9 protein-coding genes are annotated in these 12,504 nt (G+C 33.0%); all 9 read left to right on the forward strand.

What is annotated here, in order from left to right; translation table 11 throughout:
- The first annotated feature begins 16 nt into the window (after positions 1 to 16).
- The 9 genes from AABL87_RS01485 (at position 17) to AABL87_RS01525 (ending at position 12,433) form a co-directional block, all read left to right on the forward strand.
- Positions 17 to 3,886 carry a hypothetical protein gene (locus AABL87_RS01485; RefSeq protein ID WP_341276811.1) on the forward strand — a complete coding sequence of 1,290 codons (3,870 nt, stop codon included), beginning with the start codon at positions 17 to 19 and terminating at the stop codon, positions 3,884 to 3,886.
- Positions 3,887 to 3,888: 2 nt separating this feature from the next.
- A complete protein-coding gene (locus AABL87_RS01490; RefSeq protein ID WP_341276812.1) occupies positions 3,889 to 4,545 on the forward strand; it encodes a DUF1266 domain-containing protein in 657 nt (218 codons plus the stop codon).
- A gap of 14 nt (positions 4,546 to 4,559) precedes the next feature.
- Positions 4,560 to 6,659 carry a hypothetical protein gene (locus tag AABL87_RS01495; RefSeq protein ID WP_341276813.1) on the forward strand — a complete coding sequence of 700 codons (2,100 nt, stop codon included), beginning with the start codon at positions 4,560 to 4,562 and terminating at the stop codon, positions 6,657 to 6,659.
- 70 nt (positions 6,660 to 6,729) lie between these two features.
- The gene (locus AABL87_RS01500) at positions 6,730 to 7,566 is read left to right on the forward strand and encodes a helix-turn-helix domain-containing protein (RefSeq protein WP_006266550.1); all 837 of its coding nucleotides are present in this window, start codon (positions 6,730 to 6,732) and stop codon (positions 7,564 to 7,566) included.
- A 141-nt stretch (positions 7,567 to 7,707) separates the two neighbouring features.
- Positions 7,708 to 8,115: an OsmC family peroxiredoxin gene (locus AABL87_RS01505; RefSeq protein WP_341276814.1), complete on the forward strand. Its 408-nt coding sequence runs from the start codon at positions 7,708 to 7,710 to the stop codon at positions 8,113 to 8,115.
- 40 nt (positions 8,116 to 8,155) lie between these two features.
- Complete coding sequence (locus AABL87_RS01510) at positions 8,156 to 8,569, forward strand: hypothetical protein (protein WP_059051411.1); 414 nt, start codon at positions 8,156 to 8,158, stop codon at positions 8,567 to 8,569.
- Between the two features lie 13 nt (positions 8,570 to 8,582).
- Entirely contained in the window at positions 8,583 to 9,296 is a 714-nt protein-coding gene (locus AABL87_RS01515; protein ID WP_341276815.1) for an AAA family ATPase, read from the forward strand.
- Between the two features lie 92 nt (positions 9,297 to 9,388).
- Positions 9,389 to 11,302: a hypothetical protein gene (locus tag AABL87_RS01520; protein ID WP_341276816.1), complete on the forward strand. Its 1,914-nt coding sequence runs from the start codon at positions 9,389 to 9,391 to the stop codon at positions 11,300 to 11,302.
- 138 nt (positions 11,303 to 11,440) lie between these two features.
- Complete coding sequence (locus tag AABL87_RS01525; RefSeq protein ID WP_341276817.1) at positions 11,441 to 12,433, forward strand: hypothetical protein; 993 nt, start codon at positions 11,441 to 11,443, stop codon at positions 12,431 to 12,433.
- The last annotated feature ends 71 nt before the right edge of the window (positions 12,434 to 12,504 follow it).

Here is a 12,504-nt window from a genome sequence, read left to right on the forward strand (position 1 = left end):
AAATAGTTCGTATAGTATGGCAGTTATCACTTATTGTGAATCGTGCTCTACACCACAACCAGGGGATTATCAGCCAGGGGATATATGTGTGGCTTGTGCGGGTAGTGTTCGTGTAGATGTACGCTGTGGATGGTGTGCTTCTCTTACTCCTGCTCAGGGGAATTTTTGTAGAGGATGTGGAAGTAAGGTAGTAGAAGAAAAACACTTTGGAGTAGCAAGAATTTTAAAGAGTTTAGGATATAATCAGGAGCAAATACCTGAAAAAATAAAACAGCTTTCTGAGGCAGAAATTACAAAGTATAAGGATGAGTTTTATAAAAACTATCGAGTTATACAGTATGCAAAGCAACAGTTGAAGTTGTTAGAACCTTATTTGTTATTACCTATAAATGAGGCTGTAATAGCTATGGAAACGGATCTTCTAAATTTTATTCCATATTCAAAGCAGATACTAGAAGAGTATGAAGATTTGCTAGCTGAGCCAGCTTCACTGGATTCTTTGTTAAAAGAGGAAACTTACGGTATCCATCGTATTGTTAGACAGTTAGTAAATCTAGTTCAGTTAAAACAATATCCCCTCAATGAGCAGGTCAATAGAAATATTCATTTGAAATGGGCAGATTTGACTACTGTGTTTGAATATGAATTTGTTCGTATAGAAGGCTTTTTATGGTTTGCTCATCCTAATAGTTTCCTTGGAAATTTTAAAGTGGACGAAGCCTTTGAACATCTTGAGCAAAGTTCACCAGAAAAAGATTTAGTTGAAGTTTTCGATAAATTAACTGATCGTATAAAAGGTATAAATAGACTTAAGCCTTATTTAGATGTAGCTCGTCTTCATTTATATTCTTTTTTAAATCAAATAGAAGAAGAGGAGCCGACTCGTCTTTTTGATGTGATACCAGCTTATACAGCGCATACGGATTATGATCTAGCTATGAGTAGTGCACTAATCGTTGATGATCAAGATAGTTTGGCTTCATTGACAGCTAAGAATAAAGGTGCAGCAACTACAGGGTATCACTATTTGCTTTATTATGGAGAGGAGCACTTGATGCTTCAAAGCTTAAAAGAGAGTGGTTTAAATTATTATCAACTTAATGGTTTACTGCAATTTGTTGAGTATAATAAGTATTTACAAGATCAAGGAAATACAGATGTATATACGAGGCAAATAGTTGTAAATGAAGCCATCGGTTTATTGCTTCAAAAGTTTAATTCGCATTTTGTATTCGAGCGTCATACAGATACTTTTTCTGACAATGAAATACGCTTATGGGTGGATTTTATTAGTCTTTATGATCATCAGGAAGTAGAATTGGATTACTCAGGCTTTGTAAGCTTATTGATTAGCCGTAATCTTCGTCATTCTCTAATTCAATTATTAGAAGAGGGGCCAGCGCATTTAGTGTTTACAGATGAGCTTGCCAAGGAGTTATATCTTATAGGTAATGAATTTGACAATACTTTAGACGGGTTTAATCTTATTGCAGGCTGGAACAAAGTCTGTGAGTTGGAATACTTCCCTAGTGTAGATGCGGTAGATCGCATGCTTATTTTTATAGGTGATAATTATAAAAATTATACAAGTAGTGAGGAAGAGAATGGCATACGTTTAATGGTTGTTGATGTATTAAGCATATTGGTTCAAAAGAGTCCGAGACATTCTTTTAAAGTAGCTGCTAAGCTTATAGAGCTGTTGCTGATTAATGAAGACACGTCAAATACATGGTTGCCTAACGAGGAGCTTAAAAATAGTGTTTTAAATAGTCATTATTGTGTTCGTTTGGACAATGGTTCTTTTGAGAGAAGACCTTTTGCAACAACAGATGTTTTTATTAATGATTTTTTTAATGGAGAGTGGAGTGAATTTATAGCTGCGTTAAATGCTAGTTTGAGTATTGGTAACCGCTATGACTCCTCACCTTATAATATCTTCCTACTTTGGATTTGTGAATCAGGTAATCACTTCGCAGATGTGTTAAAGGCAGATATGACTTTAACAAATACTATTTCTGATGTGTTAATCGAGAGTCTTGTCGTGTTAGATCAAGGACAGGAACTGTTAGGTCTTTATGATAGTTATAAACAATACCCTTTATTGGAAGTAATTTGTGATAGTCAATGGAACTATCAACAAGCGTATTATTATAGTCGTCGCCCAGCTAATCTACCCATAGCATTGGAGTATAAAATGCATGCAGCACTTGTGTCGTGGCTATCTGTTGATATAGAGGAAAAGTTGTTGTCTGAGTTGTTTCAAAAAAATATCATTGTTCAGTTTCAACAAAAGCCAAGTGGACAATTGCCTCTATGTTTCTTGACACTATGGTTTATCTATAGCGATCGAGTAGTTTTTAAACCTTTTGTAAATCAGTTAGTTGAGTTGATTTTTAAAAATATTGAAATAGGCCCTTATGAATACAAGTTGCCTAGGTTATTAACGGCAAAAGGCGTAAATCAAGAAGTGGAAGGACGAGAAATAGTCCAAACTGTTTTTCACAATACTGATCAGTGGTTAAATTGGTTAGATAATCGCACAGCTACGGGAAGTTTAAGTGAACCTATTCATCAATTTATGTTGTTGGTGTTACTTGATTTTGGAAGTGATTTAGAGGCGTTTATTCAAGCGCCACGAATTACATTCGACGATTTAGAGATACCCACGGAAGAGCAACATAAAAGTAATAGAAGTATTCTATTTGGCTATTTAAAACAAATGGTAGCTACATTAGATACAATCGAGGAAGTTAAATTTAAGTCGTTATACGCCAAGAAGATATTAAAGATTGTAGAAGACTTCTATTATGAGGATAATTTAGAAGATTGTATTGATATCGTAACCTTAGTGAATGATAGTTGCCATGATTTAAATGATGAGTGTGATCAAGTGGAGATTACCTTACGCATTGATAAATCAACAATAAATTGGTTTACCTTACATACTGGGTATATGGCATTGGAAGATTATTTGCTAAGTGAAGGAGAGCATGAGCGTTGGGTGGGCAAACTATTAAAAGACTATAGAAAAGATGCCTTCAGGGTAATGAAAAGTGATGAGCTGACTTCAGAGCAAGTTAGTGTTTTAGCAGATTTATTACTGCGATGTCTAGGTAAGGAACATTGGATGGTTGATATAAGTTATCAAACAGAAAAGGTCTTTAGATTGGTTGTAGATAATCTTGGCGATATGCTAGAAGAACTTCCTCCTGAGAAATTTGATCCTGAATTTGTTATTTATATTGACAATTTTATTCAAAAAAACAGTTATTGGTCAAATTACTTAGATCGTTTACAGGTGGCTGTTAGAGAGTTGAAGAAGTATCATTTTGAAGAAGTAGAGAAGCAAGAAGACTCGTTTTATGGTGATCAGCAGCAAGAGCAAATAGATGAGATCGCTAATCAAGCAATAGTAGATGAAGACGAACAGTACTTTTCTGATGAGGAACAACAAGGAGTAACTACAGTGTTGTCAGATGTGGAAATAGCAGGGCTAATGATGAGTTTTTCGATTGACAAAGAAAATTTACTAATGATTAGTTATCACTTTAATGATTACACTCGTAGCGCTATTGATAATCCAATTGTCTTTTCTCCGATATTGACCAATATGGTTGGTGTGAAGGAGTTCTTGGCTGCTAATGTTGATCAAACTATAGCGTTTTATCAAAAACTATATCTAATTGTATTAGATCCACAGACAGCCCCATCAGGTACTTATCCTTCAGTAGGTGCGATGGCTCGCATGGTATTTGCTCAATTGTTACATGGTACGATGTATAGTGGAGCTTATGCTATAGGAATAGAAGCAATGGTTCAATCTGGTGTTTATACGACCGATTATTCTCAAGCATTAACTGAATTAGTAAATCAATTAAAAGTGTAATTATGAGTGAATGTATAGCATTAAGTAGTTTTCTTGATAATCCAAAATCTATTTCTAACGGTTTATTGTTGTATTATTTTCAAGATGTTTTATTAGACACGCCTTTCGGTTTAGATCCAAATAATGAAGAACATGTTTATGATATGCGAAGGTTTATGCAAATGCATCAAATCAAGAATAGTAAGTCGTTTCGTGTTTTCTTACATAATTTAAAAAAAGGTGAGTATTTTCATGCTAATGTAAAAGATATTATTGAAGAGATATATCACTTTGATGAGGTTGCTTTTGCGGAGCATCTAGAGCAACTAGAAGGCGCTTACTTGAAAAATAGGTATCGTTTATTATATCCACAACGCTATGCTATTGTAGGTTATGGTATTTTAGGATTTAATTATGCACTCTATAGTTTAGTTTGTAGAATAGGTGGGGTAGTGGGATATATAACAGAGAAGGAAGTTTATACTAGACATTGTGAGTTATCGGAATTCATTTCGCGTGTATTTGTAAATGGAAGAGAACTACAGGAAAATATCATGTTGGGAATTCAATTTTATGAAGCTTCTTTACAAGCAAACCCTACTAGCTTTTCTCGAAAAGGAAATTATTGGAATATAGTACGCGAGTTACAAAATGATCAGCTAAATAGTAATCCTAGTTAAAAGTAAAAAGAGAAATGAATTTTAAAGAGTTAGTTACTTTTATTGCTCAGAGTATTAATGAAAGAGATTATCAATCCTGTGAACAAGCGTTGATTGAAGGATATGAATATCTTCATCAAGAAGAGAAATCACCAGTAGAAAGCGTAGAGGAAGTTTCTTTTTATCGTTTTTATATTGAGTTTTTTACCCGATTTATTGGTTCGGATAATTTCGACTATGATAAAGTAATGCTGGCCCTTTCTGTTTTAGAGTATTATGGAGCAGAACAACTGAGAGAGTTTGAGCTTATTGGAGGGTTAGAGCAATATTGTGATATTGCATTTTATGAGCGAGCATTAGATTATCATCCTAATAGCTTAGCTCTGCTTTTAGGATACGCTAATAAGATGGAAGAGATACAAAAGTATGATGTAGCCATTGGGTGCTTACATCATGCTTTATCTGTTTATCCAGAAGCAAATAATCTTCGTCTTCGCTTATGGGATTTACAGGTGAATTATAGTAAACAACTATTAAGTAAAGAAATTCTTGAAGAAGGAGAAATTGATATTTTAGTAGATTATGCTGTGCAGACACAAGTACATAGCGTCATAGAAGATTTACTTAATCAAAGTCGTTTTAATTTATCTGATAAGCAAGTAAATGAATTATCAATAGCGCAGTATGTTGCTAAAGACATTTTTGATTTAGAGGAGTGTGTCACTTTATGGGAACAAAAGTGGAGTAAGACATTATTGAGTGCTCAAGCGGGAATATACCTAGTTGATTGTTTTTATAGCTGTGGTATGTTAGTACAGGTGGCGGAAGTTATGGAAGTAATAGCTTTTAAAGAAGTAATACCTGTTGATATGCGAGAGTTGACAGAACAATACGTTGAAGATTTTTTTAAATCTTATAGTTGTGAAGACAGAGAGTTAGTTGTGAATTATTATAACTATAAAGCACTTTATCACAAGCATCAATATGAATTAGATCTAGCCTTGAAATATGTCAATGTAGCTAAGGTAGTTGTAGAAAAGCACCCTAGTATCTTATTAACAGAAGGAAGTATTTTGACCATGATGCGAAATCCTGAAGATGAGACAGCATTAGGTATTTTGATAGAGGCCGCATATAAAGGAGCCAGTTTGCCTAACTATCTCTTAGAAATGGCTCACTATTATGATATGTTGGGAAGCTATCATGATGTTCTTGGTTTGGTGAATACCTATCATACTTATTCGCTCCCTACAGGGGAATCTTTATATCTTCAAGGAAAAGGAAACTTTGGTTTAGGTCAATACCGTCAAGCCTTAAAACCATTAGAAGTAGCAATGAAATTAAAAGAAGATAGCCCTTATCGATTGAGTATTAACTTTCTTATTATGACCTTGTGTAGGTACTTGAACGATACACCTAAGTTTGTAGAAGCTTTACAATATAGACTTTCTTGTTTCCATGTTTCAAGACCAGAACATTGGGAGACGCGTAATTATTATGTAGTATTCCTTTATGAAATGAAAGCATATGAGCAGTGTGCTAAATTAATTGTTCAATTGCATCAGATTAATCAATTATCTAAAAGTAATGAGGCTATCTTGTATTACTTGGTGGATGCTGAGTATTTAAGCAGTTCTGAGATGCAACTACCTAAGGTTACAGAGGCAATGATTGTTCAAGATCCACAGTATATAGAAGACTATCGTTCGAATGCACTATATTATTGGATTATGGGTAATAATTTAGAATCGGCTAAGGCTTTCGAAGCAGCAGCTGATTTTAGCTATGAAAAAGGTTTTTATCTAGTCAGAGCTTATTGGCGTACAACTTATGATGAGTCCTTATATGACTATTCATTAGCTTTAATAGAAAGGTTAAAAAAAGAAGACGTAACAAGTGTAGATTATCAAATGTTGTATTGGGAACAAAATATATACTTTAGAAATGATCTAGCCCAGCCAGCCTATGATAGCTTTAAAGAGTTAATTACCAAGTTTCCTTTAACCACAATGCGCAAAGATAGCAGCGTTAGTCATTATGCAATACGACAAAAAATAAATACAGAAAAATTGGGTAATCAGTCAGAATGTAACCGATACCTTAGTATGTATACTAGTGTATTTCGAGAGAAATAAACAATTTCACTATTGTAGAACGTCCGCTGATAAAAAATAAATTATTTTTGTTTCACTTAGTTAGTGATTAATGATGAAACACTTATATTTTGGAACTGTCTCCATTGATATTACGACAGACTTGTCTAATCTAGACCAACAGTATAGTGGCTTTTTTAAAATTTTATTCTTGAAAGCAGGGAGCCAAATACAAATTGATTTTACCAATTATACTTGTGAACAAGATGCATTCTTTTTTTTTAATGAAGAACATGCCTTTCAAATTCTAGATCAATCAAAGGGAAAATTAATCTATTTTCACGCTGATTTTTATTGTGTAGAAATTCACGATCAGGAATTAGCTTGTGACGGAATTTTGTATAGTAATGTATTAACAACTCCCTATGTCTATTTAAAACAAGAACAAAATGAGGTATTGTGCAATCATATTCTTGAAATTGAAAGAGAAAAAGATTTAGCAGATAGTTGGAGTGAAGAGAAAATTAGAATATTGATAAAATATATTATTATTGAGGCAACTAGGACTTGGGTAAAACGAGAAAATAACAATACGGGAGTATTATCTGAACACCAGGAATTTTCAAGAAAATTTAGTCAATTAGTTGATCGGAACTATATGAATTTACATAAGGTAGGTGATTATGCAGCACTTCTAAATGTGACTACTAATGTTCTAAATAAGCGGATAACTAAAGGCTGTGGTATTTCTCCAAGTTGCGTGATTGTTAATCGTCTTATACTACAGGCAAAGCGCTTGTTGGCTTATACTGATTTAAGTGTAAAAGAAATTGCCTTCTCTTTAGGATATGAAGATGTGTCTTATTTCAATAGATATTTCAAGATTCAAACTAGTTATACTCCCTTAGCTTTTAGACGTAATCAAGAACTGTCCAAGCGACCTTATTGAGCTACTATTATAGTATGGAGAGAATGTCCTATAATTGAGGCGTTTTCTCCATTGAGGAAAATGAGTATTACTTATACTTTTGTAGAATTAAAATGGCACTACTTTTTGTGTACAAGGATTTTAATTAACTAAAGTAATATTATGAAAGTATCAATTAAGGCAATCTGGCGAGATGATTTAAAACAAGGGAAAGGGAGTTATGTGTCTGATAATCAGTTGTTGAATCAGATGAATTACTCATTTTTAAAGCAAAAGGATTATGCTGTAACACTACCAGAAGAAATGATAGCAGCGGCTTATTCTGCTTGTTTCAATATGACACTTACCCTGTTATTAACTCAAGCATCGTATAAGATAGAGGAGTTAGAAACTAATTGCGAAATCACCTACAACAATGAGGTTATCGTACAAGCTGATTTGGAAATTATGGCAGTCATTTCAGGATTAGATAATACTATTTTTCAGCAAGTAGTAGCGCAAGCAAAACAAATGTGTCCAATTGGAAACAGTTTTAATTTTCCTACAATTTACAGAGCATTACTGAAATAGTCATGTTTGTTATTTTCAACACCAAAACAGATATAATAGCATGAAAGATGGACGTAATAAGCAAGTGAAGTTCGGCAATGAAATAGGAGCTGAACAAATTCAATATTATACAAGTACTATAATAGACGCTTTTTTGCAACGTAATTATTTTTCTACCCAATTAAATGAATGTCAGCTTTTTATTGAAGTTCAACCCAGCGGGATGGGGTGGGAATCTTTACTTATAACCTTTGAAACAGTAGGGATATTCTTAACTGCTGAAACAGTAGGGATAAACGGTTACTCAACTAGTAAACGAATGGGGTATAGCGTTGATATTGGGATTGTTGTAGATCAATATTGGCCAAAAACTAAGGTGCTAGAATTGGTTGAGATTATAGATTTAGGGGTGAATTATTCAGATAACCCAAAGGTGTTAACTATGATTGAGGGACTAATAAAAAAACTAAATTAATATAGCATATAGAATGAATTTATCAGAATTACTTATTAAAGATAATGAAGCACTAGCTTTTGAAGATGTATTTTTGGATGAAAAACAGCGTATAATACTCGATCAGTTGGTAAAAGAATATACCTATTTTTCGGAACTGACAGATTTAGGACTTCCTGTTAACAATAAAGTATTTTTACACGGAAGTTCAGGTTGTGGAAAGACAACTACTGCTAAAGCTCTTGCCAAGAGACTCAATAAAACAATTATTATTTTAGATTTGAGTACAATTGTTTCGGCAAAATTAGGAGAAACTTCTCAACATATTAAGCTAGTGTTTGAAAAAGCAAGTAGAGAACGTGCTGTTCTATTTCTAGATGAATTTGATCAAATAGGTAAATCTAGGGCTGTAGATGATAAAGATGTGGGCGAGATGAGAAGAATCGTCAATACCCTCATTCAATTAATCGATTACTTTTCACCTAACTCAGTTTTAATATGTGCCTCTAATCACGCTGATATCATTGATCAAGCACTAATGAGAAGGTTTCAACTACGACTAAACTATGAGCTACCTTCTCAAGAGCAATTAGATAATTATTACGATAGATTAATTTCTAATTTTCCTTTTCATTTTGCTTTATTTAAGAGAAAATATAATGTTTCTTATGCAGAGGCTAAGGATTATGCTCTTACTAGTATAAAAAAACAGGTGATTAATCAATTGGAAGCTAGAGATAAGATTTAATTATAAACAGAGAGTTTACATAGCTAAATTGTTTGTTAAGCAACAAGTTATTTGTTTTGTTGTAATTTTAACGCATAATAGATAAAAGATTGATGTTAAAACAAATTATTATATGTAGCGTTTTCTTGTTATGTACACTGGTTCATGCACAGAAAAATGATACACTTTATACTAAGCTTATTGATGATTTTCAGTTAGTCAGTCCAGAAAAGGCAAATTTTTATAAAGTAATAAGACCGATGGATAAGCAAGGGTTTAGTGCTGTTGAAGATTATACTATTGAAGGATATATTGTATCCAAAGGTTTTGCAAGGAGAGATATGCTCCGTTTTATTTATAAAGGAGAGCGTTTTTTTTATGGTCATGATGGTGAGGTTACGGGAGTATACAAATATGATGACAAAGGGAATCAATACAGTATTGAATCATTCGATTCATTGAAGAAAAAGTCTTATCGTTTAATTACTAAAGAAGGGAAGCCTTTTGCAGGAGAAATCTATGATCTAGGTGTTTTGTACACTTATGAAAAAGGTAAACAGATCAAAGTAACTTGTTATTATAATAATAGTACCCAGCCATATGCAATTAAGAAAGTAGATACCATACAGTATTTTGACATGAAAGGCGATGTAGTAGGAGAGCTAAATTATGCAACAGATAATGGTGAGTTTGTACCTCTTAACGGTGATAAATATGAGTACAAACAAGGAAGGTTTGTCAGTTATTTAAAATATCAAGATAGAGCGATTGTTTATCAAGGGAAGTTTAACTTGGAAGCTAAAGCAGTTTTTCAATTGCAGCATGAGGTGTTTTATAAAAATGAAAAGTACTATAAGGAAAATGTATATTATACTGATGGAAAGCTCAGAGTAACAAACTGGTATAGTCAAGATGATTTAAATGTTTTGATAAGTAGTGATTATTACAACCAGAATGAAGAGTATTTAGGTACATATAATGAACAAACAAAAACAGGTGTAAATGTCTATTTCTATGATGATTTTTTTATCAAACAAATAAAAACTGAGAAAGAAGGAAGGGTTTTAAAGGAAATTAATTTTTTGAAAGAGATTGAGCCCGTTGTAAAAACAAGAATATACTATAAATTAAGTGAAATTGATTATGCTCAAGGACAGGGATGGTTTTATGATCAAAAGGGTGAGTTAATTTCTAGTGTCGAGTATAAAGATGGGATTCCTTGGAATGGAACTACTTACGAATTTTCTGATGGTAATGTAGTCATTAGTCCTTATGTCAATGGATTTATAGATGGTATTCAAGAGATTTATGCAGATTATCCTAATACACCTTTGATTCTACGAAAGAATGTATATAAAGACAAAAAACTTCGTTTGGAGCAATGGTATGAACAAGGGGAGCTGTTACAGGAATTAGAATATGCTTCAGCGAATGAGGCAAATGCTATCGATGAATTGATAAGTAAAGGAAAGAAATATATTGTCTATCGCGATGGACAGCCGTATCACGGAAGTGAAACTACGGAGGAATTAAGTCATATACGCGAAGATATTTATCGCAAAGGCAAAAAGATTGAAACTACCTATACAGCGCACAATGGATTAGTGTTTGCTAAAGAGTATTTTTTTGCGGATTCAAAAATAAGACGAATCTTCTATAATGATCAAGGAAGAGAGATTATTAGTTATGAAGTTCAGTTTGAGCGATTGAATGGTGACTATAGCTATACTGATAAAAATGGGATTACCTATAAAGCAACTTTTCAGAAGGGTTACTTAATATCAGGCGAGGTATTATATAACTATATAAATGAAGATGATCAGCATAACTTGTATTATATATATGTTAAAAGACTTGGTAGTAAGGTGGATATAAAATTAAAAGATGTGAGTGAGAATAAATGGTTAAATGAGCAAACTATTAGTACAGAGGATATTGTTTACCCAAATATTTCATTATTAGCGGCTCCTATTGATGCTCAGTTCTTATACTTTGATTCAGAGTACCGTTTTTTATTTACTGATTAATTGATAATAAATAGTTTAAACTGTTTGTTTGGTTAATTGTTTTTTCAAGATTAAAAGATATGTTTTTGAATTATTTTGTGTTTTGATATTTATTTCTGATTAACGTATTTTTACCTAATAGTAAAAAGTAAGTATTATATGAAAAAAATGTTTTTAGGCCTTTTCGCCTTGTTTATTATGACTTCTTGTTCTACCGAGAGCAATGATGCTGTAAATGTTGGTAAAGAAACTCCTGAAGTACCAGGTGAAGTGGTGACTACTCCTTTTGTGGAAGGAAAGATGACTATGAGTCTTTATACTAAGGAAATAAATGTCGGTGGACTATTGGATAAAATAGATTATTCAAAAGGGGACGTATATGGACAGTTCCAAACACTAATGACAAATTTGCCAAAAGATGAAAATCCTTTTTTAGCATGGGGAGATTTATTTGATAAGAAACCTATGGCTGCTTTTGCATTAATGATGAGTATGACCAAGGCAGATTACTATGTGAAAAATAGTACAGTCTTAGCTAAAGCGAAGGGAGCAACTTGGCAGATGGATCATTTTCACAGTGAAGATCAAGATCAAGCGTCTGTTTACTTAAAAGCAATGGCTCCTGCTACTGATATGCCAGTTGAAAATCAAACAGCTTATGCTATATATACACCTTCTAAAGGAGAAACTTATACAGAAGGTAGTACTATTGACTATAAGGAGTTTAATAGAAGAAAATTAGATAAGGTAGCTTATGTAAGCAATTATGCTTGTGATGTGATTGAATATACACGAATTAAAGCGCCTTCTGATCCAAATAATGAGTTTTCATTTGGTTATAACAAGTTGTTGGTTTATATTTCTCCACTGTTTGACAAGACTATAAACTTTACTCATTCTACATATCTTCCAGAGGATGGAGGTATTTTGAAAATTGAAATGTATGTAGATGGAATAGAAGAGCCTTTTATGGTTTTTCAACCTGAAAAAGTAGAAGTCAAGACCATTGCAGATAGTGAATTAGAGACTAGAGTTTCTACACCAGTTTATGCTATTGACGATTTAGAATTTAGTGCTAAGGTACTTGGAATTATGTTTGCTCCTACAGATGAGCAAACTGAAGAACCTTTTCTTGCAAGTAAATCCTTGTAATTAGGTATTCTGCATATATTCTGTTTTCATAGGGTAAGCTAAGTAAGAAGTGAATAACTAGTTTTTTAACT

Origin of the sequence: Myroides sp. C4067 (assembly GCF_038039665.1) — a bacterium.
Classification (GTDB): Bacteria; Bacteroidota; Bacteroidia; order Flavobacteriales; family Flavobacteriaceae; genus Flavobacterium; species Flavobacterium odoratimimum.